Here is a 24,968-nt window from a genome sequence, read left to right on the forward strand (position 1 = left end):
CTCGAATTATTTAGTCTGCGTGGCGGGGGTCGGGGTGGCCGAAGCCAGGTTGCCGGCCTCGAAGCCGCCCCCCAACGCCTGCATCAATTGAATCGACAGGTCGATCTGCTCGGCATTCAGGGTCGCCAGCTGACGCTGGGCCTGCAGCAATTGCTGCTCGATGCTGAGCACGTCCAGGTAGTTACCGATGCCGGAACCGAAACGCTGGACCACGGTGTTGTAGGACTCCTGGGCAATATCGGTGGCATGCTGCTGCGCGGCGATCTGCCGGCCGATATCGCGCAACTGGGAAATGCTGTCGCTGACATCCCCCAGGGCAGTCACCAGGCTTTTGTTGTACTGGGCCACCGCCAGGTCGTAGTCGGCATCCCGCGCGTCGAGGTCGGCGCGCAAGCGGCCGCCGTCGAAAATCGGCAGCGAAATCGTCGGCGCAATGTTGAAGAAACGGCTGGCGGAACCGAACATCGCATCCCCCAGCAAGGCCTGGGTACCGGCGGCGGCACTGAGGTTGAGGTTGGGGTAGAAGCGGGTCTTGCCGGCGTCGATGCTCCTGCCTGCGGCCTCTACCCGCCAGCGGGCGGCGATCAGGTCCGGGCGACGGCCCAGCAGCTCGGCGGGCAAGGTGGAGGGCAAGGCCACGGCGCTGGCCTGCAAGACCTTGGGCCGGGCGATTTCATTGCCCCGGTCCGGGCCTTTGCCGAGCAGCACGGCCAGGGCGATCTTAGCGCTTTGCAGTTTTTTCTCGGCATCGATCAGGGTGGCCTGGGAGCTGGCCTCGAGGCTTTCGGTCTGCTGGTACTGATACTGGCTGTCGATGCCGGAGCTGAGGCGCTTCTGGCTCAGGTCGAGCATCTGTCGGGTGCGCTTGAGGTCGTCATTGGCCAGGTCGTGGACAATGTGCGCCTGGCCCAGGTCGCTGTAGGCCCGTGCCACGTCGGCGGCCAAGGTCAGTTGCGCAGCCTGGCGATCGACTTCTGCAGCGCGGGCCTGACCCAGCGCAGCTTCCCAGGTGGCACGCTGGCCACCCCAGAGGTCGAAGTTGTAATTGAAATTCAGCCCCAGGCTGCGCACCGTGCTGTAGGTCCCGCCCTGCCCGCTCGGGTCCTGGTCGCGGGCCAGGCGCGAACGGCTGACACTGCCGCTGGCATCCAGGGTCGGCATGCGCGAAGCATCGGCGGCATAGGCCGCGGCGCTGGCCTGATGGGCCCGGGCGCTGGCGATCTGCATATCCGGGCTGTCATGCAGGGCTTCCTGGATCAGGCCGTCGAGCTGTGGGTCGCCCAGGCTTTTCCACCAGTCATTCTTTGGCCAGGCCGCTGGCGACAGGGTCACGCCCGTGAGGGACTGCCCGGCCTTGAGGCTCTTGGCATCAAGGCTCACGCCTTCGGTATCGAGGCCGCTGTAGCTGGCACAGCCGGCCATGCTCATGGCCAGCAGCACCAGGCTGACGCGGTTACGCAAGGTTTTACTGCTCATTTATCACCTACCCGCAACACGGTGATCGGGTCACCGGCTGCCAGCAAAATTTTCTTGAGGATCTGTTCCAGGGTTTCCAGCTCTTGCGGGCTGATGGCGCCCGCCAGTTGATTCATGGCCTGCGCGCCGATGTGGGGCAAACGGTCCGCGAGTTTCTGGCCTTCTTCGGTGAGCACCAGTTGCACCTGGCGCCGATCGCCTTCGGAACGCCGACGGGCGAGGAAATCCTTCTGCTCCAGGCGGTCGAGCATGCGCGTCATCGATCCGCTGTCCAGGGACAGGTGGCGGCACAGCTCGGCCGGGGTGTCGACGCCGAACTGGGCCATGATGATCAGCACCTTGAACTGCGCCGCCGTGATGCCGTGGGGCTCCATATGGGTGTCGATGATCCGGTCCTTGAGCAACGCAGCGCGCCCGAGCAGAAGGCCCAGGTGGCAGTTTTGGAAGTTGTCCGGCGTGTAATGTTTCATCTGACCACCCATTAGCTGCCTAGGCAGGGAAAGTATGTCGAGATGTTACTGCCTAGGCAGCGAATGTCAAAGCAATAATTAGCATGCTTTGTATTTGGCTGGATAAACGGCATCGGGCGCGGCGTTGGCCGCGGCGAGGGGTCAGGTGTTCAGGAGATGTTCGTGAGGCCGGTAGCTGCTGCCGAGCCTGCGAGGCTGCGCTGGCCCGATCAGGCGCCGTGGGGGTGTCAGGTGTTCGGACGGTGTCCGTAAGGGACAGCGTCCGAACGCGGCCAGAGCCTGCGGCAGCGGCTACAAACCTTTACCGCGAGGCTGCGCTGGCCCCTCAGGCACCACGGAGGCAGCAGCTACCGCTGCCTCAAAAATCGCGCTTATAGAAAATATCCAGGGAACTGGCCACGCCACTGGCCGCTTCCAGGTACACCTTTTTGCTCAACTTGTAGCGCAAGGCGATGGTGTTGGCCGGTTCGAACACGCCGACGCCGTAGCGCAGGCTGAGTTTCTCCGAGATATTGCCGCTGGCGACCACCGCCGTGTTGGTGCCGCTGCCCTGAGTGTCGAGCTGGAAGTCCTGGATCCCGAGGTTTTTCGCCAGGCTGCCGGTGAAGTTGGAACTGCCCATCAACCCCAGCCCCAGCGCCGCCTGGGCCAGCATGTTGTTGTCCTCGCCGGTGGAACTCAGCGGCCGCCCCAGCACCAGGTAGGACAGCGCCTGCTCCTGGCTCATGGCCGGTTCGGAGAAGATCTGCGTCACCGGCTGTTCGGCGCTGCCGCTCAGGCGGATCCCGGCGATCACGTCGTCGGTCTGGCGGATCGCTTCAATGTCCAGGTACGGCTGATCGATGGGCCCGGCGAACAACAGCCGCGCGCGACGCACGGTCAGGCGCTGGCCATAGGCCCGGTAGCGCCCGTCGTTGAGCCACAGCTCACCACGGGTGTCCATGTTGTCACCGATATGCACATGCCCCTGCAGGTTGGCGGTCAGGCCGAAACCGGCAAAGCTGAGCTTGTCTTCGCCCACCACCACATCGACGTCCATCGCCATGGCCATCGGCGGTTTACCCTCGGCGGTCTGCTGCCCGATGATCACCGTGTCGTCCGAAACCTTGACCGTCGACGGCGGCAACTCGCGCACCTTGATCTCGCCCTTGGGCACATGGACCTTGCCGGCAATCGCCAGTTTGTCGCCCTGCATGGAGATTTTCAGGTCCGGCGCCACTTCCAGCACCGCGTAGGGCTCGACGGTTACCGGCAACTGCGAGCCCTTGAGATTCAGGTCCACCGCCAGCGCCTGACCCCAGGCGACTGTGCCAGTGAGGCTGCCCTGCCCGGCCTTGCCGCTTTTCCAGGCGCCATTGAGTTGCACGCTCTCACCGGCGATCTGCGCCTGCAGTTGCAAATCCTCAAGACTGATCGGCAGCTCGGAACCGGAAACCTCGCCACCACTGAGCGTCAGGTTGCCATTGACCTGAGGCGCCAACAGCCCGCCCGACAGGCGTCCGCTGCCATTGAGGTTGCCCGCCAGCTTCTCGACCATCGGCACAAACGGCCGCACCACCGCCAGGTCCAGGCCGCTCAAGCGGAAGTCCCCGGACAGCGCCTTGTTTTTCGCCAGGGGATTGATCTGCGCCTGCACCAGCAACTCGCCAAGCTTGCCACCGGCGAACTCGAGACGGGTGTCGATGCGCTTGGGGTTGAGCGTGGTGTTGAGTTTCAGGGCCTGGTACGGGAAGTCCAGCCACTGATCCTTTTCCTTGATGCGCAAGGTGCCACCGCTGGCGTCCACCAGTATCTGGCCTTTGGGCCCGCTGGCGGGCACGTCCAGTTGCAGGTCGGCATTGAGCTGGCCCTTCCAGGCAAAATCCTTGGGCAGCCACTGCGCGAGGCTGTCGAGGGGGAATTGCTTGAGGTGATAGCGCAGCTTGGGCTCAGGCATCAGGCGTTGATCCTCGCCGCACAGGCTGGCCGCGCCGGAAGCCCAGCAATGGGCGCCGAAGTTGAGCTTGCCGTCGGCCAGGTACTCCAGTTTCGCCGGGGCTTGCAGCTTCCAGTCCTGGCCACCGCTCTGGATCTCGCCGCTGGCCAGGCGTCCGCGCCAGTTGCCTTGATTAAGGACGCCATCCAGACCCAGGGCCAGTTTCAGCAGCGGGCCTTGCAGGTCCAGTTGCAGCTTCTGGTTTTTGATATCGCCCTGGCCGGCCAGGGCCAGGGTGCCCAGCTGGGTATCTCCGACCTGGATCCCGCTGCCCTTGAGGTCGAGGCGGGCCTTTTGCGCGCTGTCGAGATTCGCGGCAACCACCAGGTTTTGCAGGCGGTTATCGACAAACGCCAACTGCTGGCCTTGCAGGTCGAGCTTGCCCTGGGGCGCATTCAAGGTCCCGGCCAGGTCGAGGCGACCATTGGCCTGGCCGCGCAACTGCGGCCACAGCTGGCCCAGGCGCGGCAGCTTGATATCCAATTGCCCGGCAAGTTTCTGCTGCAGGCTGCCGGAGCCATTGATGCGGTTATCCCCCAGGCGGATATCGAGGGTGCTCAGGGTCCACTGCTGCCCCTGGCCATCGGCCTTGGCCTGCAACACCGCAGGTTGGCCACGCAGCTTGCCCTTGAGGTCGAGGTCGGCATTGAGCTTGAGCTGTTCGTTCTTCAATTGCCCCTGGCTGCGCAACGGACCCGCGAGCGTGCCCGGCAGCTCCGCCAGCCAGTACGCCGGGTTGATCGCCGACAACTGCAGCGCCGTGTCCCAGGCGATGCCGTCGGCAAATTGCAGTTTCAGGTGGCCCTCGGCCTTGCCCTGCCCGGCCGCCAGCTTGAATTCAGGGAGAAAGATCTGGGTCAGGTCACCACTGAACGGGCTGCCGAGGCTGAAGGCACCGGCCGGCCCATCGAGGTCGCCCTGGAAGTTGCCCAGGTAATGGCCGTCGCGGTACGACACTTCGGCATTGAAGGTGCGCACCGCCACCGCGGGCTCGTCGATCACCGGGTACAGGCGATGCCAGGGGAAATCCAGCCAGGCGACCTTGCCCTCGGCGCTGAAGCCTTCACTCCAATCCAGTGCGCCGGTCAACTTGAGGCTTTGCTTGTCGTTGGCGGTCAGGTCCAGGGCGGCGATCTGCGCACCGTTGGCGTCAACCTTGCCGGTCAGCGCCAGGGCCACCGGGCCCTGCTCGGCCGGCAGGCTGGCGCTGCCCTGCAATTGATAGCCGTGTTTCAGGTCGCCCTGGCCGGTCAGCAGCAACTGATTGAGCATCAGGGTATCCGGCAGCTCGGCGCTGGCCTTGAAAGCATCGGCAGTAATACGGACCTGGGCCGGCAGGTTCTCCACCAGCGGTTGCAGTTCGCCGCTGAGCTGGCCCTGCAAATAACCGCTGCTGTCGGCGTGCAAGGTCAGGGTCTTGAGCAGGTCGCCTTCGACCTTCAGCGCCAACGCCCAGGGCTCATTGCCCGGCGCCGGCAGGGTCAGGTTGCCGCTGGCCTGCAGGGGCCAGTTGCCGCTGGGGTGCAGCAGCCCGGCCAGGTTCAGGCTCAGGTCGTCGCGCTGCAGCTGCAGTGAGTCGATCTGCAAGCCCTGGGCGGTCCATTGCGCAGCCAGTTGCAGGCCTTTGAGTTGCTCGCTGCCGTTAAACAGCAGGTTGCCGACCCGCACCTGACCCAGCTCGATCGCCAGCGGCAATTGCAGGTCCGGCAGGCTGATGGGGCCGCTGTTGTCGTCGCTGCCCGGGGGGAATTGCAGACTGACCTGCTCCACATCCAACTGCTCGATGCACAGGGTCATGCGCAGCAGGCACGATGGCGACCAGGCAAACTTCGGCGCCACCAGCTCGACCCGGCTGCTGCCTTGCTCCCACAGCAGGTGATCGGCGCTCCACTGGCCAGCCAACTGCCCGGCAAAATTTTCCACGCTCAAGCCCGGTACCCGGCCCAGGGCCCAGCGGCTGCCGGCCTGAGTACCTACTAGCAAGGCCACACTCACCACCAGCAGCAACAGCAGCGCCACCATTGCCAGCAGCGCTATTTTCAAACCACGCTTCACAGCTCCGGCCCCATGGAAAAGTGCAATCGAATACCACCGTCATCATTCAGCGCGTGGGCCAGGTCGAGGCGAATCGGCCCCACCGGTGACACCCAGCGCACGCCAAGGCCGACCCCGGTCTTGAGGTTCGGCAGTTCGAGCTTATTGAAGGAGTTGCCCTGGTCGACGAAGGTCGCGATGCGCCACTTCTCGGCAATCGAATACTGATACTCGACACTGCCGGCCACCATGTAGCGACCACCGATACGGTCGCCGTCGGAGTTTTCCGGGGACAGGCTCTGATAGTCATAACCGCGAACACTTTGATCGCCACCGGCGAAGAAGCGCAGGGACGGCGGGATCGATTTATAACCGTTGGTGGCACTGCCACCGAACTGCACCCGCCCCAGGAAGCGGTGGTTATCCCAGACCGTGGTCAGCCCCTTGAGCAGCACCGTGCCGTACAGCAGGTTGGTGTCGGAGGCCAGGCCTTCCTTGGCCAGCTTGGTGTCGAATTGCAGGCGATAGCCGTTGTGCGGATCGATGCGGTTGTCACTGCGCAGGTAGGAATACGTCAGGCCGGGCATCAGCAGGTTGCTCAGGCCCGAGTCATCGCCCAGGCGATATTCTTCGCGCTGCCATTTCAACGACACCACGCGCTGCCAACCACTGGGCAGCTTGCTGTGCCATTCAGGGCCGATGGTCAGCAGTTTGCTGAGGGTGTCGGTGTTGGCGATTTCTTCATTCTGATAGCCACCGGCAAAACGCAGTTTGTCGGTGAGCGGTGGATCCAGCGGGATGTCGTACCACAGCCCGACGTTCTGCCGGGGCGCCGAAACCTCGGCCTCCCAGCCATAGCTGTGGCCCTGCGGATTGACCCAGTGCCGGGTCCAGTTGGCCTTGGCCCGAGGCCCGACGTCGGTGGAGAAACCCAGGCCCAGGCCCATGGTCCGGGGCTTGCGGGTTTCCAGCTGGACCGCCACCGGGATCACGTCGTTGGCCGCTGCCGTGGGCGCCGCGTCGACCCGCACGCCCTCGAAATAGCCACTCGATTGCAGCGCCTGGTTGAGTTCGGCAATCAGCTCGGAGTCATAGGGTGCACCGGCCTTGAACGGCACCATGCGCTGCAGCAGCTCTTCATCGAACGGCGCATCGCCGGCGAAGCTGACCTTGCCCAACGCATAGCGCGGGCCGCTGTCGTACACCAGTTCGATATCCGCGACCCCAGCCTGGGGATCGACCGCCAGCCGCTGCCGGGTGAAACGCCCACTGAAAAAGCCATAGCGCGAGGCCTGATTCTGAATCAGGTGCTTGGCATCTTCGTAGTGACCGTGGTTGAGCACGGCCCCGGTTTTGAGCTGGTCGCTCTTGGGCACTCGGAAAGCCTTGAGGCTGGCAGCCGGGCCTTCGATACGCACGATGACGTCGCGCAGGTGCACGGGTTCGCCGGGGTCGATATTCAATACCAGACGTGGCTTTTCGCCACCTTTGACGTCGCTGCTGATCTGCGGCTGATAGTAGCCAAGGGCCTGGGCGGCCTTGCGCGCCTGCTCCTCGGCGCCGCGACTGAAGCGCAGCAAGGCTTCTTCGTCACGGTCTCCGACACCGCCAATGTAGCCCTCCACATTGGCCTTCAACTCGTCATTGGCCGGTTTGACCCTGACATCCAGTTCGCTTTGCGCCAGCGCCGCACAGCTTGTAAACAGCAGCAACAGGCTGCTGGTGATTCTTCCAGGAAACTTCATAGGCGCGGATGCTATCACGAGCTTGGGAGCGTGATAGAACCCACAGCCCCCGGAAAAGTTCTATCTCAAGCTGTTGCGCTGTGTAACACCTGGGGATTGGCGTGAAAAAAAACGTGCTCGCGAATCGGCCCCACAGCGATTTCGCCGATCTCTTCATAACCCTGGCGCTTGTAGAATTCCAGGTAGCGTGGGTTGCCGGTATCGAGCACCACGCCCTGGGAGTTTTCGTCCACCGCGCACCAGTTGTGCACGGCGGTCAGCAGTTGCTCGCCAAAGTGCTGGCCCTGGAATTGCGGGTGAATCCCCAGCAGCGGCAACACGTGCACCGCGTCGCTGGGCAAACAGGCGCTGACTGCTGCGTGGTAGTCCAGGTAACGCCGGGTGCAGCGAAAGCCGGTGCTCAGCACCATGCGCAGGCGCCAGGCCCAGCTTTCGGTGATCCCCAGCCGGCGCTGGGGCGGTGCGATCAGGGCAATGCCGATCAAGCGGTCGTTGACCAGCAGGCCGATGGCTGGCAGATCCTGCAGAAAATGCTGTTTGACCAGTTCCCGTACCGTGGCCCGCACGCGCTGCTCATACCCCGGGCGCTCGGACTCGAACAGAAAACCGAAGGTCGGTTCATGCCGGTAGGCCTGGTACAACAGCGAACGCGCCTCCCGCGAGTAGCCGCTGTCGAGCATGTGGATATCGGCGATGGCAGTGGATGTTTCAGGCATTGCGGTTGACTCCCCTGGACCCGGCTCAAATGGCCGCGCTCTTGTTGTTACGAGCCTTTTCGTCCGGTGATCGTTCCCCGGTCCAAGGACATTAGCAGCGCATCCGGGCTGCCGCCACGCTGGTGGCGCTGCGACTTGTCGGCTAGCATCGCTGTTTTGCCAGGACCGCCGACCATGAAAATCGTCTCGTTCAACATCAACGGGCTACGTGCCCGCCCTCATCAGCTGGCGGCGCTGATCGAGAAACACCAGCCGGATGTCATTGGCCTGCAGGAAACCAAAGTCTCGGACGAGCAGTTCCCCCTGGCTGATGTCCAGGCCCTGGGTTACCACGTGCATTATCACGGGCAGAAAGGCCATTACGGTGTGGCCCTGCTCTCGCGCCAGGCGCCCCTGAGCCTGCACAAGGGGTTCGAAGGCGATGACGAAGAGGCCCAGCGGCGTTTTATCTGGGGCACCTTCGCCGACGCCGATGGCACCCCGGTGACCATCATGAACGGCTACTTCCCCCAGGGCGAAAGCCGCGACCATCCGACCAAATTCCCGGCCAAGCAGCGTTTCTACAACGACTTGCAACAGCTGCTGGAAAGCCGCTTCAGCAACGACCAGCCCTTGATCGTCATGGGCGATGTGAACATATCGCCGGAAGACTGCGACATCGGCATCGGCCCGGAGAACATGAAGCGCTGGTTGAAAACCGGCAAGTGCAGCTTCCTGCCGGAAGAGCGCGAGTGGATGGCGCGCCTGAAGAACTGGGGCCTGGTGGACAGCTTCCGCCACCTCAACCCGGAGGTCAGCGACCGCTTCAGCTGGTTCGACTACCGCAGCCGCGGCTTTGAGGATGATCCCAAGCGCGGCCTGCGCATCGACCTGATCATGGCGTCCAACGGACTGCTGCCACGGGTCAAGGATGCTGGGGTCGACTACGAACTGCGCGGCATGGAAAAACCCTCCGACCATGCGCCGATCTGGCTCGAACTGAGCTGATTCACCGGATTTCGCCCAGGCACAAAAAAGCCCATCGCAAGATGGGCTTTTTCATGAGGTCAGCGCAGCTCGATATGCGGGGTGGTGCCAGCGGCCATGATGGCTTCGATGGCGATCTCGCGGGTCGGCTCCGAATCATAGAGGTGGCTGGCGATGATCACCTCCTGGCCGGCCTTGAGCTTGAAGTACGACTTGCCGCCTTGGGAAATCTTGCGCACATAGCGCTCGGCAGATGCGCAATGACGACGAAACAACGCAATGGCTGCTTCGGCAGTGTCTCGACACGGGTAGCGGTTGCTTTGCAGCAGGGTCTTGGCTTCCTTGGACTTCAACAGGAATCTGCATTCGCCACTGTCATACTGCTTCAGCTCGAACCAGGCACTCATTTCCAACTCCTTTGAACAACGAAATAGCAGCAACATGCTGCTGGGGAGCCTGTCGGGGATGCAGGCTTCGCAGCGCTTCCAATCCCCGCCAGACAAAGTTTTCGACTCTATCCATCCCCCCAAGGAAGGTCTTTAGGACATATCTGAAAGTCCGTCGGATCCTTCCCGAAACATCAGCCGCCGGCTGTCACATCCGCGTCACCTCCCTGACTTAATCTCGCCGCAACTCCCCTCCATAGAAGGCCGGTAGCGCATGCCCCGCGTGTTGACAGTCAGTGAACGAGATATCTGGTGCCGGACCCTCAGCATGTTGCTGATCGGTTTTGCCTGCTACGCCCTGCCCTGGTCGGTGTTCGCCGCCCTGCCGCTGGGCAGCGACAACAGCAGCGTGCTGCGTATCCAGGGCTCCAACACCATTGGCGCCAAACTCGGCCCGGCCCTGGTCAAGGGCTTGCTGGAGGAACAAGGGCTGCACAAGGTGCGGATCGAAGCCACGGGCAAGGACAACGAGCAGCGGGTGGTGGGCCAGACCAGCCAGGGCCGGCCCGTGCGGGTTGACGTCGCCGCCCACGGTTCCAGTACCGGGTTTGCCGCCCTGAAAAATGCCAGCGCCGACCTCGCCGCCGCCTCGCGCGCCATCAAGGACAGCGAACTGGTGGAGCTGGAAACCCTGGGCGACTTGAAAAGCCCGGGCGCCGAACAGGTGATCGCCATCGACGGCCTGGCAATCATCCTCAACCCCCACAACCCGCTGACCCAATTGAACACCGAGCAACTGGCGCGCGTGTTCAGTGGCGAGGTCAAGACCTGGGAAGAATTGGGGGGCGTCGGCGGCGCCATTCATTTATATGCCCGCGATGATCAATCCGGGACCTACGACACCTTCAAGGAGCTGGTACTCAGCCGGCGCGGCAAGGCCCTGGGCAGCGCCGCCAAACGCTTCGAGTCCAGCGAGCAATTGTCCGATGCGGTCAGCCAGGATCCCCAGGGCATCGGCTTTATCGGCCTGCCCTACGTGCGCCAGGCCAAGGCCGTGGCCATCGTCGACGGCGAGTCGCAAGCCATGCAGCCGCTCAACAGCCTGATCGCCACCGAAGACTACCCACTGTCGCGGCGCCTGTATTTTTACCTGCCGCCCAATGGCCACAACCCCTGGGCCACGGCGCTGGTGGACTTCGCTCAAAGCGCCAGGGGCCAGGCCATCGTCGCCGCCAATGGTTTTGTCGCGCAGACGGTGCAAGCCATGAGCGTGACGGCCAGCCCGCAGATGCCCGAGGGCTACCAGGCCATCGCGCGCCAGGCGCAACGACTGACGGTCAACTTTCGCTTCGAGGAAGGCAGCGCCAGCCTGGACAACAAGGCACGCCAGGACCTGAACCGGGTGCTGGACTTTCTCAAGCAGCACGCCAAGCTCGATCGGCAGGTGACACTGGTGGGGTTTGGCGATGCCAAGAGCGATACCGCCCGCGCCGCGCTGCTGTCCAAGCTGCGGGCCATGGCAGTGCGCCGGGAACTGGTGAAAAGCGGAGTGGTACTGCGCGAGATCCAGGGATATGGCGCGCAGATGCCGGTGGCCGCCAACACGGCGGACGAGGGCCGGATCAAGAATCGCCGGGTTGAAGTCTGGGTCTACTGAGGGCGGCAACCCGGCAGCGCGAGGCCAAACCAGCCCCGCGATGCCTGAGCGGTCAGTGGCTGCTGCGCAGCATCTCCTTGGGCACGTATTTGCCGATTTCAAACTTGCCGATCGCGGCGCGGTGCACTTCGTCCGGGCCGTCGGCCAGGCGCAGAGTGCGCTGCATGGCATACATATAGGCCAGCGGGAAATCATTGGAGACCCCGGCCCCGCCGTGGATCTGGATCGCCCGGTCGATCACCTTCAACGCCACGTTCGGCGCCACCACCTTGATTTGGGCGATTTCGCTTTTCGCCACCTTGTTGCCGACGGTGTCCATCATGTACGCCGCCTTGAGGGTCAGCAGGCGCGCCATGTCGATCTCCATCCGCGAATCGGCGATCTTGTCGATATTGCCCCCCAGGCGTGCCAGGGGTTTGCCGAACGCGGTGCGGCTTACCGCACGCTTGCACATCAGTTCCAGGGCGCGCTCGGCCATACCGATCGAACGCATGCAGTGGTGGATGCGCCCCGGGCCCAGGCGACCCTGGGCGATCTCGAAGCCCCGGCCTTCACCCAGCAACACGTTCTCGTAAGGCACCCGCACATTGTCGAACAGCACTTCGGCGTGGCCGTGGGGCGCATCGTCGTAGCCGAACACCGGCAGCGGCCGCACGATCTTCACCCCCGGGGCATCCACCGGCACCAGGATCATCGAGTGCTGCTGGTGACGCGGCGCGTCCGGGTTGCTCAGGCCCATGAAGATCAGGATCTTGCAGCGCGGGTCGCAGGCACCCGAGGTCCACCACTTCTTGCCGTTGATCACCCACTCGTCGCCATCACGCACAGCACGGGCGGCCATATTGGTGGCGTCGGATGAGGCCACATCCGGCTCGGTCATGGCAAAGGCCGAACGAATCTCGCCGCGCAGCAGTGGCTCAAGCCAGCGTTGCTTCTGTTCTTCGTTGGCGTAGCGCACCAGCACTTCCATGTTGCCGGTGTCCGGCGCCGAGCAGTTGAAGGGCTCGGGGCCCAGCAGCGAGCGGCCCATGATTTCCGCCAGGGGCGCGTACTCAAGGTTGGTCAGGCCGGCGCCGAGTTCCGACTCGGGCAGAAACAGGTTCCACAAGCCCTCGGCCTTGGCCTTGCGCTTGAGCTCTTCCATGATCGCGGTCGGCTGCCAGCGGTCACCTTCGGCGACCTGGCGTTCGAACACCGCTTCAGCCGGGTAGACGTAAGCGTCCATGAACGCGGTGACGCGCTCACGCAGTTCCTGAACCTTGGGGGAGTAAGCGAAATCCATGGGCAGCTACCTTCTTGAGGGAGGTGGTTGAGGGCATGGAATCGATGCTAGAACAGCTTACGAAAATTTACCTAGCCTATTCTCGGCGTGTATTAACATTCATCACCGATATATGATCGGCTGATCGGCAAGGCCCACCGGCCCTATCAGGACGCCCCCAACAATAAGAGTGCAGCGCCATGAATCTGAGCAAGGTCGACCTCAACCTCTTTATCGTTTTCGACGCGATCTACACCGAAGCCAACCTCACCCGCGCCGGGCAAATCGTCGGCATCACCCAACCGGCGGTGTCCAACGCCCTGGCCCGCCTGCGCGAGACCTTCAACGACCCGTTGTTCGTGCGTACCGCCCAGGGCATGGTGCCGACGCCGATGGCGCAGAACATCATCGGCCCGGTGCGCAACGCCCTGTCGCTGCTGCGGGTGTCGGTCCAGGAAAGCCGCATCTTCAACCCGTTGCAGGCGGTCAAGACCTACCGCATCAGCATGACCGACCTCACCGAGGCGGTGATCCTGCCCCCGCTGTTCCAACGCCTGCGGCGCCTGGCGCCGACGGTGATCATCGAAAGCTTCCTGTCCAAGCGCCGGGAAACCACCAAGGAACTGGCCGCCGGCCGCCTGGATTTCGCGGTCGACGCCCCGCTCAACACCGACCCCCAGGTGCGCCACGTCAAGCTGATGGAAGACCGCTACGTATGCGCCATGCGCAAGGGCCACCCCATGGCCGGCAAGGAAAAACTCAGCCTCGATGACTACCTGTCACTGACCCACATTCATATTTCCAGCCGTCGCAGTGGCCTGGGTCATGTCGACCTGGCACTGGGCAAGATGGGGATCCAGCGCAAGATCGCCCTGCGCTCCCAGCATTACCTGATGGCCTCCCAGGTGCTGCAGCAGACCGACATGGTCATGACCGTGCCGGAACGCTTTGCCCGGCGCCATGAACTGCACGCCTTCAATCTGCCGGTCAATGACGTGCCACCGGTGGAAACCCACCTCTACTGGCACGAAAGCACCGACCAGGACCCGGCCAACCGCTGGATGCGCGAGCAGATGATCGAGCTGTGCCAGCAGGTCACCGCCCACGAGAAGAAGCTGGACAAGCAGGCGGTCTGAGGGACGCAGCGGCTTTTTCGGCGGCAGGCCTGGCACGCCTGCCGGCGAGAAGTCTGCTTGACGTATACGTCAACCAGGAATTAGCTTAGCGCCAAGACTTTTCTTGAGCGCCTCCATGAGCAGCCAGACCTACAGCATCTCCGACCTCGCCCGCGAGCTCGACATCACCACCCGGGCGATCCGTTTCTATGAAGAACAAGGCCTGCTGGCCCCCGAGCGTCGGGGCCAGGAACGCATCTATTCGCCCCGGGACAAAGTCAGCCTGAAGCTGATCTTGCGCGGCAAGCGCATCGGCTTTTCCCTGGCCGAATGCCGCGAGTTGATCGAACTCTACGACCCCAGCAGCGGCAATCAGAAACAACTGCACAGCATGCTGGCGAAAATCGCCGAACGCCGCGACCAGCTGGAACAGCAACTGCTGGATATCGAACAGATGAAACTGGAGCTCGATACCGCCGAGGAGCGTTGCATCCAGGCCCTGGAGCAAACCATCGAGAACCAGAAGAACGCCGTCCAGTAACAGGCCCTTCGACCTGCCCCCGTGCAACGGGCCCGCGCGGCCCTACGCCATCCCTTATAAAAGGTGCACCTGAATGTCACTCCCAAGCCATGTACGCCTGATTGAAGTCGGCCCTCGCGACGGCCTGCAAAACGAAGCCCAGCCCATCAGCGTCGCGGCCAAGGTGCAGTTGGTGGACGCCCTGACCGCCGCCGGCGTCGGCTATATAGAAGTCGGCAGTTTCGTCTCGCCCAAATGGGTGCCGCAGATGGCCGGCTCGGCCGAAGTCTTTGCCCAGATCCAGCGCAAGCCGGGCGTGATCTACGGGGCCCTGGCGCCCAACCTGCGCGGATTTGAAGACGCCCTGGCGGCGGGGGTCAAAGAGGTGGCGGTGTTCGCGGCGGCCTCTGAAGCGTTTTCCCAACGCAATATCAATTGCTCCATCAGCGAGAGCCTGGAACGCTTCGTGCCCATCATGGACGCCGCCAAACAGCACGGCGTGAGCGTGCGCGGTTACGTGTCCTGCGTGCTCGGCTGCCCTTATGAAGGCGATGTGGCACCCGAGCAAGTGGCCCTGGTGGCCCGCGAGCTGTACGCCATGGGCTGCTACGAAGTGTCCTTGGGGGACACCATCGGCACCGGTACCGCTGGGGCTACCCGCCGGATGTTCGACGTGGTTGGCGCCGATGTACCGCGCGACAAGCTCGCAGGACACTTCCACGACACCTACGGCCAGGCCATGGCCAACATCTACGCCAGCCTGCTTGAAGGCATCGCGGTGTTCGACAGCTCGATCGCCGGCCTCGGCGGCTGCCCCTACGCCAAGGGCGCCAGCGGCAACGTCGCCAGCGAAGACGTGCTGTACCTGCTCAATGGCCTGGGCATCGAGACCGGCATCGACATGGAGCGCCTGATCCTGGCGGGTGAGCAGATCTGCACCGTGCTCGGTCGCGCCAGTGGCTCCCGCGTGGCCCGGGCGCGTAACGCCGGTTGAGGGGCACGGTGTTACCGGCACCGATGGAGTGGGGCCGAAACGAGTAACACGGAAACAGTTTGTCGAATTTCCAGCGGCACAGTTCGCGCAACAAAATCTCAACCAATTGATTTTAAAGGGATTTAAAAAGTTGGCACAGCTTCTGCTATCTCTATTGCATAACAAGAATAAAAAGCAGCAAACCTAATAAAAATAAGACGTAACGACTCTGACATAACAAAAACAACACGGCAGAGACGCAGCTAACAGATTTTTTTGGAGAAGGTGTGCTTTTCAGGGTGCTCTCAGGAGTAACCCGCAACCGGGCAGAGAACAATAAAACTACCTTCAGGTAGCTCCCGAACTGGTTGGATCGCTTGGCGAGAAAGTAGATCAGCGCTCAAAAAAATACGTTTGCTCTTGACCCCGGATGGGGGTCGCCAAAAACAGCAGTACGGGTAACGGTTACCAAAAACAACAACAGACCGCCCCGCAATAATAAAAAAAGAGCACGCAACGACAAATTAAAGGGGAGCTTCGGCTCCCCTTTGTGCTTTCCGCCATTGCGCTTTTTGCACCCTTCCCCCTTGGCATACCTGACTCCCCCCCGCTGCGCGCCGGCACCCGCGATAAAACCCTGCAGATGCCGGCCCCCGCCCTCATGGCCGCTCGCGCAACTCCTCGATGCTGATTTCACGCATGCGAAACTTCTGGATCTTGCCGGTCACGGTCATGGGGAACTCTTCGACGAACTTGAAGTAACGCGGCGTCTTGAAGTGCGCAATGCGCTCCTTGCACCAGGTTTGCAACTCCAGCTCATTGGCAGTATGGCCAGGGTGGAATTTGATCCAGGCCACAATCTCTTCGCCGTATCTGTCGCACGGAATGCCGATCACCTGCACATCGGCCACCGCCGGGTGGGTGAAGAAGAACTCTTCCAGCTCCCGCGGGTAAATATTCTCGCCGCCGCGAATGATCATGTCCTTGTTGCGCCCGGCAATGCACACATAACCCTGCTCGCTCATGGTCGCCAGGTCGCCGGTGTGCATCCAGCCTGCCGGGTCGATGGCTTCCGCGGTGCCCTGGGGGTTGTTCCAGTAGCCGAGCATCACGCTGTAGCCACGGGTGCACAGTTCGCCGATGGTGCCACGAGGCACGAGGTTCCCGGCCTCGTCGATGATTTTGCTTTCCAGTTGCGGCTGGGTGCGCCCGACCGTGGTCACCCGCAGTTCCAGCTCATCGGCCGGGCCGGTCTGCAACGACACCGGGCTGGTTTCGGTCATGCCATAGGCGATCTGCACCTCACTCATGTGCATTTCACTGATCACCCGGCGCATCACTTCAATCGGACAAGTGGCCCCGGCCATGATCCCGGTACGCAGGCTCGACAGGTCGAATTCGGCGCGGCGCGGCTGATCGAGCATGGCGATAAACATGGTCGGCACTCCATACAACCCGGTGGCGCGCTCTTCGGCCACGGTGGCCAGGGTCAGCAACGGGTCGAAGGCATCGTTGGGATAGATCATGGTGGTGCCATGGGTGATGCAACCGAGGTTGCCCATGACCATGCCGAAGCAGTGGTACAGCGGCACCGGGATGACCAGGCGATCCTCATGGGTCAGCCCCAGGCTTTCACCGACCATGTAACCGTTATTGAGGATGTTGTAGTGGCTCAGGGTCGCCCCCTTGGGGAAACCGGTGGTGCCGGAGGTGTACTGGATGTTCACCGCCTGGTCGAAATCCAGGCTGCGTTGCCGCTCCTGCAATTGCTCGGTACTCACGCCCGCGCCCAGCGCCTCCAGTTGCGACCAGGGCAGAAAGCCCGAAGGCGGCTGCGCATCGAGGCTGATGACCCCACGCAGGTCCGGCAGCCGCTCACTCTGCAGGCGGCCGATGGACTGCTCGGCCAACTCCGGCACCAGCCCCTGAAGCATGGCGTGGTAGTCGGAGCTTTTGAACGCCCCCGCGCACACCAGCCACTGGCAGCCGGATTGCTTGAGCACGTACTCCAGTTCGGAACTGCGGTAGGCCGGGTTGATGTTGACCAGGATCGCACCGATCTTGGCGCTGGCGAATTGGCTGATGCACCACTGCGCGCAGTTGGGGGCCCAGATGCCGAGGCGGTCCCCGGTCTTCAGGCCCAGCGCCAGCAACGCCCGAGCATGCAGGTCGACGGCAGTGGCCAGTTGTTGCCAGGTGTAGCGCAGTTGCTGATGTCGCACGACCAACGCTTCTCCCTGGGGATAGCGCGCTACGGTGTTATCGAACGCCTGACCGATGGTCAGCGCCAGCAAGGCCTTGTCTTGCGATCCACGGCTGTAGCTATGGCTCGGTTGGGAACCTGGTTGATCCATGATGACCCCTATTGTCTTTATTAGTGGGTATACCGGAGCGAAACATCGGTGTGAGAACCTGCCCACGATTTGCGGGTGAACAGGTTCTCAAGGAGGCTGGCTCCAATTGAAAACGCTGCTACTCTGGCTCAAGTTGACGTTTACGTAAAGGGTGATTGACAGCCACTGATCGCAAGTTTACGTTAACGTAAAGGTGAGAGCACATCCGCCCCGCTCTCTCACGCCCATCCTCAATAAAAACAAGCTTGAAGGTGCCCCATGAGCTATCCGACCCTGAACTTTGCCCTTGGCGAAACCATCGACATGCTTCGCCACCAGGTCCAGGCCTTCGTCAAGGCCGAGCTGGCGCCACGAGCGGCACAGATCGACGTCGATAACCTGTTCCCTGCCGACATGTGGCGCAAATTCGGCGACATGGGCCTGCTGGGTATCACCGTCGCCGAAGAATACGGTGGCGCCGGCCTGGGGTACCTGGCCCACGTGGTGGCCATGGAAGAAATCAGCCGGGGATCGGCCTCCGTGGCCCTGTCCTACGGCGCCCACTCCAACCTCTGCGTGAACCAGATCAATCGCAACGGCAACCACGAACAGAAAACCAAGTACCTGCCCAAACTGATCAGCGGCGAACACGTCGGCGCCCTGGCCATGAGCGAGCCCAACGCCGGGTCCGACGTGGTCTCGATGAAGCTGCGCGCCGACAAGCGCGGCGACCGCTACGTGCTCAACGGCAGCAAGACCTGGATCACCAATGGTCCCGACGCCAACACCTATGTGATCTACGCCAAGACCGACCTGGAAAAGGGTGCCCACGGCATCACCGCATTCATTGTCGAGCGTGACTGGAAAGGCTTCAGCCGCAGCAACAAGTTCGACAAGCTCGGCATGCGCGGGTCCAACACCTGCGAACTGTTTTTCGATGATGTCGAAGTGCCGGAAGAAAACATCCTCGGCGCCCTCAACGGTGGCGTCAAAGTGCTGATGAGCGGCCTGGACTACGAGCGCGTGGTGCTCTCCGGCGGCCCGACCGGGATCATGCAGGCCTGCATGGACCTGGTGGTGCCCTACATCCACGACCGCAAGCAATTCGGCAAAAGCATCGGCGAGTTCCAGCTGATCCAGGGCAAGGTCGCCGACATGTACACCCAACTCAACGCCAGCCGTGCCTACCTGTACGCGGTTGCCCAGGCCTGCGAGCGCGGCGAAACCACGCGCAAGGATGCCGCCGGGGTGATTCTCTACAGCGCCGAGCGCGCGACCCAGATGGCCCTCGACGCGATCCAGATCCTGGGCGGCAACGGCTACATCAACGAATTCCCGGCGGGCCGTCTGCTGCGTGACGCCAAGCTCTATGAAATCGGCGCCGGCACCAGCGAAATCCGTCGCATGCTGATCGGCCGCGAGCTGTTCAACGAAACGAAGTAGGAGCAGCGGCGAGCGACACGCCTCAAGCGGCAAGCGAGAGCTGCCTTAACATCGACTTACTCATGCAGCTTGAAGCCTGTCGCTTGAAGCTGCCGTAGGCCCTCCTATGATTCTGAAGTCTCAGCTCCACCCAAAATCCCCCGAGTTCGCGCAGAACGCCGCCAGCATGCTGGCCCAGGTCGACGCGCTGCACACCCTGCTCGCCCAGGTCCAGCAAGGCGGCGGCGCCAAGGCCCAGGAACGTCACACCTCACGCGGCAAGTTGCTGCCCCGCGAGCGGATCAACCGCCTGCTCGACCCCGGCTCGCCATTTCTGGAAATCAGCCCGCTGGCGGCCTACGAGGTGTACGGCGAAGACGTGCCGGCTGCCGGAGTCATCGCCGGCATCGGGCGGGTGGAAGGAGTCGAATGCATGATCGTGGCCAACGATGCCACGGTAAAAGGCGGCTCCTACTACCCCCTGACCGTGAAAAAGCACTTGCGGGCGCAGACCATCGCCCAGCAGAACCGCCTGCCCTGCATCTACCTGGTGGACTCCGGCGGCGCCAACCTGCCACGTCAGGACGAGGTGTTTCCGGACCGCGAGCACTTCGGGCGGATCTTCTTCAACCAGGCCAACATGAGTGCCCAGGGCATCGCCCAGATCGCCGTGGTCATGGGTTCCTGCACCGCCGGCGGGGCCTACGTGCCGGCCATGGCGGACGAAGCCATCATGGTCCGCGAACAGGCGACCATCTTCCTCGCCGGCCCACCCCTGGTCAAAGCCGCTACCGGAGAAGTGGTGAGTGCCGAGGACCTGGGCGGGGCCGATGTGCACTGCAAGATCTCCGGGGTCGCCGACCATTACGCCGACAGCGATGAACACGCCCTGGCCCTGGCCCGACGCAGCGTGGCCAACCTCAACTGGCGCAAACTGGGCGAGGTGCAGCAACGTACCCCCATCGCCCCGCTGTTTGCCAGCGACGAGCTGTACGGGGTAATCCCGGCGGACGCCAAGCAACCCTTCGATGTGCGCGAAGTGATCGCGCGCCTGGTGGACGGCTCGGTGTTCGATGAGTTCAAGGCGCTGTTTGGCACCACCCTGGTCTGCGGTTTCGCGCACCTGCATGGCTACCCGATCGCGATCCTGGCCAATAACGGGATCCTGTTCGCCGAAGCCGCGCAAAAAGGCGCGCACTTTATCGAACTGGCCTGCCAGCGCGGCATTCCCCTGCTGTTTCTGCAGAACATCACCGGTTTCATGGTCGGCCAGAAGTACGAAGCCGGCGGCATTGCCAAACACGGCGCCAAGCTGGTGACCGCCGTGGCGTGCGCCAAGGTGCCGAAGTTCACGGTGATCATCGGCGGCAGTTTCGGCGCGGGTAACTACGGCATGTGCGGCCGCGCCTACGACCCGCGCTTTTTGTGGATGTGGCCCAACGCCCGCATCGGCGTAATGGGCGCCGAGCAGGCAGCCGGGGTCCTGGTGCAGGTCAAGCGCGAGCAGGCCGAACGCAGCGGCCAGGCGTTCAGCTCCGCCCAGGAAGCCGAGATCAAGCAACCGATCCTCGATCAGTACGAGCACCAGGGCCACCCCTACTACTCCAGCGCACGGCTGTGGGACGACGGCGTCATCGACCCGGCGCAGACCCGCGACGTGCTGGCCCTGGCGCTGTCCGCCTCCCTCAACGCCCCCATCGAACAGAGCCGCTTCGGCGTGTTCCGCATGTGACCCGGAGCGAGACCAAAATGACCGACTTCAACACCCTGGAACTGCTGACCGACCCGCGTGGCTTTGCCACCCTGTGGCTCAGCCGTGAACAGAAGAACAACGCCTTCAACGCAGAAATGATCCGCGAGTTGATCATCGCCCTCGACCAGGTGCAGAGCGATGCCAGCCTGCGCTTTCTGCTGCTGCGCGGACGGGGCAAACACTTCAGCGCCGGGGCTGACCTGGCCTGGATGCAGCAATCGGCGGAACTGGACTACCACACCAACCTCGACGACGCCCGGGAACTGGCGGAGTTGATGTACAACCTGGCCAAACTGAAGATCCCGACCCTGGCCGTGGTCCAGGGTGCGGCCTTTGGCGGAGCCTTGGGCCTGATCAGTTGCTGCGACATGGCGATCGGCACCGACGAGGCGCAGTTCTGCCTCTCGGAAGTGCGCATCGGCCTGGCGCCGGCCGTGATCAGCCCATTTGTGGTCCAGGCCATCGGTGAACGCGCTGCGCGCCGCTACGCCCTGACCGCCGAGCGCTTTGGCGGCCAGCGGGCCCGTGAAATAGGCCTGCTGGCGGAAAGCTACCCGGCCACCGAACTGGCGCAACAGGTCGAACTGTGGATCGACAACCTGCTGCTCAACAGCCCGGCCGCGATGCGTGCCAGCAAGGACCTGCTGCGTGAAGTGGGCAACGGCGCCCTGACCCCGGCCCTGCGTCGCTACTGTGAAAACGCCATTGCCCGGATTCGGGTCAGCGCCGAAGGCCAGGAAGGCCTGCGCGCCTTCCTGCAAAAACGCCCGCCCAGCTGGCAGGCCGAGACGACCACCAAGGAGCCACGTTGATGAGCGCCCCTGTTCTTACCACCCTGCTGGTGGCCAACCGCGGTGAAATCGCCTGCCGCGTGATGCGGACCGCCAAAGCCCTGGGCCTCACCACCGTGGCCGTGCACAGCGCCACTGACCGCGATGCCCGGCACAGCCGCGAAGCGGATATCCGCGTCGACCTGGGCGGCAGCAAGGCCGCTGACAGTTACCTGCAAATCGACAAGCTGATCGCCGCGGCCAAGGCCAGCGGCGCCCAGGCGATCCACCCTGGCTATGGCTTTCTCTCGGAAAACGCCGGCTTTGCCCGGGCCATTGAAGCCGCCGGCCTGATTTTCCTCGGCCCGCCCGCCTCGGCCATCGACGCCATGGGCAGCAAATCGGCAGCCAAGGCCCTGATGGAAGTCGCCGGTGTGCCTCTGGTGCCCGGCTACCACGGCGAAGCCCAGGACCTGGAAACCTTCCGCAACGCCGCCGAACGCATTGGCTACCCGGTGCTGCTCAAGGCCACGGCGGGCGGTGGCGGCAAAGGCATGAAGGTGGTGGAAGAGGTCAGCCAACTGGCCGAGGCCCTGGCGTCGGCCCAGCGTGAAGCGCAGTCGTCGTTCGGCGACTCGCGGATGCTGGTGGAAAAATACGTGCTCAAGCCGCGCCACGTGGAGATCCAGGTGTTTGCCGATCAACACGGTAATTGCCTGTACCTCAACGAACGCGACTGCTCGATCCAGCGTCGCCACCAGAAAGTCGTCGAAGAAGCCCCGGCCCCGGGCCTGAGCGCTGAGCAACGCCAGGCCATGGGTGAAGCCGCGGTCCGCGCTGCTCAAGCCATTGGCTATGTTGGCGCGGGCACGGTGGAGTTCCTGCTGGATTCGCGCGGCGAGTTTTTCTTCATGGAGATGAACACCCGCCTGCAGGTCGAGCACCCGGTGACCGAAGCCATTACCGGCCTCGACCTGGTGGCCTGGCAGATCCGTGTCGCCCAGGGCGAGCCTCTGCCCATGACCCAGGACCAGGTACCGCTGCGGGGGCACGCGATCGAAGTGCGGCTGTACGCCGAAGACCCGGGCAACGACTTCCTGCCGGCCACCGGGCGCCTGGCCTTGTACCGTGAATCGGCGGCCGGACCGGGGCGCCGGGTCGACAGTGGGGTCGAGGAAGGCGACAGCGTGTCGCCCTTCTACGACCCGATGCTGGGCAAGCTGATTGCCTGGGGCGAGGACCGCGAACAAGCGCGCCTGCGCCTGCTGGCGATGCTCGATGAGTTCGCCATCGGCGGCCTGAAGACCAACCTCGCCTTCCTGCGGCGCATCATTGGCCACCCGGCGTTCGCCGCCGCCGAACTCGACACCGGTTTTATCCCGCGCTACCAGGATCAACTGCTGCCGGCACCGACTGCCCTGGATGACGAGTTCTGGCAAGCGGCGGCCCAAGCCTACATCCAGAGCCAGCCCGACCGGGTCCGTGACGATGACCGACACTCGCCGTGGACTAGTGCCAGTGGCTTTCGCAGCGGCCTGCCGGCTCAAACCACGTTGCACCTGAGCTGCGATGGCCAGGACCAGGCGATCCAGCTGGGCGCGCCAAGCCCGGCGCTGGAGCTCAAGGACCAGACACTCAGCGTCGAGCATCAGGGCCTGCGGCGCCAACACCGGGCGATTCGCCAGGGCGACGCGCTGTACCTGCAGTGGCAGGGGGAAATGCGCAGCATCACCTTGTACGACCCGATCGCCGCAGTGGACGCCAGCCATGGCCAACAAGGCGGCCTGACGGCTCCGATGAACGGCAGTATCGTGCGCGTGCTCGTTCAGCCCGGGCAAAGCGTCGAGGCCGGAGCGCAACTGGTGGTGCTGGAAGCCATGAAGATGGAGCACAGCATCCGCGCCCCGCACGCCGGAGTGATCAAGGCGCTGTATTGCCAGGAAGGCGAGATGGTCAGTGAAGGCAGCGCTCTGGTGGAACTGGAATCTGCCGAGTAGAAAGCCAAGAACCGTTCCCACTGCAGTGTGGGAACGGTCCTTATTTGCTGGTTAGAATTTCGCGGTAGCCTGCATCACCACACCAATGATCCGACACTCATCGCTGTAGAGCATCTTCGGATAGGTGGGGTTGAGCGGCACCAGGAACCGCTGCCCGCCCTCCTCCACCAGCTTGCGGAAGATCGCTTCGTCGTTGCCCGGGCATTGCACGATCACCAGCTTGCCGGGGACGGCCTCCACCGCCGTGTCCACCAGCACCAACATGTCCTGGCCGATACTGACGCCACTGGGCGCGATCATCGCGTCGCCTACCACCACTAACCAGAACGCCGCGCCCTGAGCCTGGTAGTCCGACAGCTCGTAGCGTTCGGCCGCATAGAGCACCTGCCCGTCTTCACGAACCTCACCGACGTCGCGCCAGTCACTGACCGGGTAGCGAAAGTACGGGTTGTACTTTTCGATCAGCGACGGTTCGTCGGTCAGCGGCAGGCCTTCGTCGTCCACCAGGGGCTTCTCGCGAATCACCAGAGCGACCTCGAGAAAGCCCATGCCGATTTCATCGAGCACGCGGTTCATGTCCTCGATCTTGGGCTGGCGGCGTTTGCTCAGCCAATGGCCGATGCCGCCCTGAGACATGCCCAGGCGCTCTGCGAGTCGTTCTTGTGTGACCTTGCGGCCTTTCATGTTGGCTTTAACCAACTCGATCCATTTGTCCATGGCCGGAACAATACGTTGTGTATTTCCGCCCTCAACACACAACTTGTAGTATTTGAAATCTCGTCACAAATACAATAAGTATTAGTCTTGTCTGGACCTCTTTCCTCTTTTCAACAGGGCAGATCGATCCATGAATACAACTCGCAAGGACGTGCCGGAAACCGACTCCGAGAGCCACCTGAGCTCACTGCAAGGCAGCCACGCAGCTCGACGGGCGATGGACTATTACTTGAAACCGATTATTTCCGAATCCGTGGAGCCAGAGCGGCTGTTCGAGGTCAGGCGGTCGATCAGCAGCGAGGAAGCCATGATTCACGCTTCCGACCTGCTGCGCTGTGCTGCCGCCACCGCGTACGAGGCGGCCAACCACTTACGCGGGACGCACCGCGACCTGACGTTTTCCGTGGTGCACATGATCGACCTGGCCAAGGCGCTGGTGGACCGGTGCGTGGAAGGCAGCAAGGAAGAATGATGGGGAACGGGACATGGGCACCGCGCCGGTCGCGAAATGGCCGGACAGCGGGCAAAGGGGAAAATATTTTCTATCGGGAAGGGAAAAACATTTGACTTGCAAATGATAATGATTATTATTGCATGCAGCTGGTCGCGAGATCAGTCGATAAACCAAGGGACCTTAGGTCGGACTCTTGGAATATCTCCTCATCAGGCTAATCACGGTTTT

General features: G+C 62.9%; 19 protein-coding genes. 10 read left to right on the forward strand and 9 right to left on the reverse strand.

What is annotated here, in order from left to right; genetic code table 11:
• Nucleotides 1–6: 6 nt before the first annotated feature.
• From MF4836_RS31375 to MF4836_RS31395, 5 genes are all read right to left on the reverse strand, one after another.
• Nucleotides 7–1,476 carry an efflux transporter outer membrane subunit gene (locus tag MF4836_RS31375; protein ID WP_078473604.1) on the reverse strand — a complete coding sequence of 490 codons (1,470 nt, stop codon included), beginning with the start codon at nt 1,474–1,476 and terminating at the stop codon, nt 7–9.
• Nucleotides 1,473–1,946 (reverse strand): MarR family winged helix-turn-helix transcriptional regulator, encoded by a 474-nt coding sequence (locus MF4836_RS31380; protein WP_020296769.1) that lies wholly within the window; start codon nt 1,944–1,946, stop codon nt 1,473–1,475. Before MF4836_RS31380 ends, MF4836_RS31375 begins: the two co-directional genes overlap by 4 nt.
• 358 nt (nt 1,947–2,304) lie before the next feature.
• On the reverse strand, nt 2,305–5,976 hold the full coding sequence (locus MF4836_RS31385) for a translocation/assembly module TamB domain-containing protein (RefSeq protein ID WP_078473605.1): 3,672 nt from the start codon (nt 5,974–5,976) through the stop codon (nt 2,305–2,307).
• On the reverse strand, nt 5,973–7,700 hold the full coding sequence (locus tag MF4836_RS31390; RefSeq protein WP_078473606.1) for an autotransporter assembly complex protein TamA: 1,728 nt from the start codon (nt 7,698–7,700) through the stop codon (nt 5,973–5,975). The genes MF4836_RS31385 and MF4836_RS31390 overlap by 4 nt, the downstream gene beginning before the upstream one ends.
• A 65-nt stretch (nt 7,701–7,765) precedes the next feature.
• Nucleotides 7,766–8,416 (reverse strand): GNAT family N-acetyltransferase, encoded by a 651-nt coding sequence (locus tag MF4836_RS31395; RefSeq protein WP_020296772.1) that lies wholly within the window; start codon nt 8,414–8,416, stop codon nt 7,766–7,768.
• Between the two features lie 174 nt (nt 8,417–8,590).
• Between MF4836_RS31395 and xthA the strand changes: the two genes are divergently transcribed.
• A complete protein-coding gene (gene xthA / locus MF4836_RS31400) occupies nt 8,591–9,403 on the forward strand; it encodes an exodeoxyribonuclease III (RefSeq protein ID WP_020296773.1) in 813 nt (270 codons plus the stop codon).
• A 59-nt stretch (nt 9,404–9,462) separates the two neighbouring features.
• On the opposite strand, the gene MF4836_RS31405 is transcribed toward xthA, so the two are convergent.
• Complete coding sequence (locus tag MF4836_RS31405; protein WP_020296774.1) at nt 9,463–9,789, reverse strand: YegP family protein; 327 nt, start codon at nt 9,787–9,789, stop codon at nt 9,463–9,465.
• A gap of 253 nt (nt 9,790–10,042) precedes the next feature.
• On the opposite strand from MF4836_RS31405, the gene MF4836_RS31410 reads away from it, so the two are divergent.
• A complete protein-coding gene (locus tag MF4836_RS31410; protein WP_078473607.1) occupies nt 10,043–11,425 on the forward strand; it encodes a substrate-binding domain-containing protein in 1,383 nt (460 codons plus the stop codon).
• A gap of 52 nt (nt 11,426–11,477) precedes the next feature.
• On the opposite strand, the gene MF4836_RS31415 is transcribed toward MF4836_RS31410, so the two are convergent.
• Nucleotides 11,478–12,707 carry an acyl-CoA dehydrogenase gene (locus tag MF4836_RS31415; RefSeq protein ID WP_020296776.1) on the reverse strand — a complete coding sequence of 410 codons (1,230 nt, stop codon included), beginning with the start codon at nt 12,705–12,707 and terminating at the stop codon, nt 11,478–11,480.
• 179 nt (nt 12,708–12,886) lie between these two features.
• On the opposite strand from MF4836_RS31415, the gene MF4836_RS31420 reads away from it, so the two are divergent.
• The 3 genes from MF4836_RS31420 to MF4836_RS31430 all read left to right on the forward strand — a co-directional run bounded on the left by MF4836_RS31420 (nt 12,887) and on the right by MF4836_RS31430 (nt 15,315).
• The gene (locus MF4836_RS31420; RefSeq protein WP_020296777.1) at nt 12,887–13,822 is read left to right on the forward strand and encodes a LysR family transcriptional regulator; all 936 of its coding nucleotides are present in this window, start codon (nt 12,887–12,889) and stop codon (nt 13,820–13,822) included.
• Nucleotides 13,823–13,937: 115 nt separating this feature from the next.
• Entirely contained in the window at nt 13,938–14,342 is a 405-nt protein-coding gene (locus tag MF4836_RS31425; protein ID WP_020296778.1) for a MerR family transcriptional regulator, read from the forward strand.
• A gap of 73 nt (nt 14,343–14,415) precedes the next feature.
• Nucleotides 14,416–15,315 (forward strand): hydroxymethylglutaryl-CoA lyase, encoded by a 900-nt coding sequence (locus MF4836_RS31430; protein ID WP_078473608.1) that lies wholly within the window; start codon nt 14,416–14,418, stop codon nt 15,313–15,315.
• A 638-nt stretch (nt 15,316–15,953) separates the two neighbouring features.
• Here the strand turns inward: MF4836_RS31430 and MF4836_RS31435 are convergent.
• Complete coding sequence (locus MF4836_RS31435) at nt 15,954–17,648, reverse strand: AMP-binding protein (protein WP_078473609.1); 1,695 nt, start codon at nt 17,646–17,648, stop codon at nt 15,954–15,956.
• A 258-nt stretch (nt 17,649–17,906) separates the two neighbouring features.
• Between MF4836_RS31435 and MF4836_RS31440 the strand changes: the two genes are divergently transcribed.
• The 4 genes from MF4836_RS31440 (at nt 17,907) to MF4836_RS31455 (ending at nt 23,569) form a co-directional block, all read left to right on the forward strand.
• On the forward strand, nt 17,907–19,070 hold the full coding sequence (locus MF4836_RS31440) for an isovaleryl-CoA dehydrogenase (RefSeq protein ID WP_078473610.1): 1,164 nt from the start codon (nt 17,907–17,909) through the stop codon (nt 19,068–19,070).
• A gap of 106 nt (nt 19,071–19,176) precedes the next feature.
• Nucleotides 19,177–20,781, forward strand: coding sequence for a carboxyl transferase domain-containing protein (locus MF4836_RS31445; RefSeq protein ID WP_078473611.1), 1,605 nt, complete (start codon nt 19,177–19,179; stop codon nt 20,779–20,781).
• Nucleotides 20,782–20,798: 17 nt separating this feature from the next.
• Complete coding sequence (locus MF4836_RS31450; protein WP_020296783.1) at nt 20,799–21,614, forward strand: gamma-carboxygeranoyl-CoA hydratase; 816 nt, start codon at nt 20,799–20,801, stop codon at nt 21,612–21,614.
• On the forward strand, nt 21,614–23,569 hold the full coding sequence (locus tag MF4836_RS31455; protein WP_078473612.1) for an acetyl/propionyl/methylcrotonyl-CoA carboxylase subunit alpha: 1,956 nt from the start codon (nt 21,614–21,616) through the stop codon (nt 23,567–23,569). Before MF4836_RS31450 ends, MF4836_RS31455 begins: the two co-directional genes overlap by 1 nt.
• A gap of 51 nt (nt 23,570–23,620) precedes the next feature.
• Here MF4836_RS31455 and MF4836_RS31460 read toward each other — a convergent pair whose 3' ends face one another.
• Entirely contained in the window at nt 23,621–24,286 is a 666-nt protein-coding gene (locus MF4836_RS31460; protein WP_078473613.1) for a LexA family protein, read from the reverse strand.
• A gap of 130 nt (nt 24,287–24,416) precedes the next feature.
• Here MF4836_RS31460 and MF4836_RS31465 point away from each other — a divergent pair, with 130 nt between their 5' ends.
• Nucleotides 24,417–24,758, forward strand: coding sequence for a DUF6124 family protein (locus MF4836_RS31465; protein WP_078473614.1), 342 nt, complete (start codon nt 24,417–24,419; stop codon nt 24,756–24,758).
• Nucleotides 24,759–24,968: the final 210 nt, after the last annotated feature.

Origin of the sequence: Pseudomonas sp. MF4836 (assembly GCF_002018875.1) — a bacterium.
Lineage (GTDB): Bacteria > Pseudomonadota > Gammaproteobacteria > Pseudomonadales > Pseudomonadaceae > Aquipseudomonas.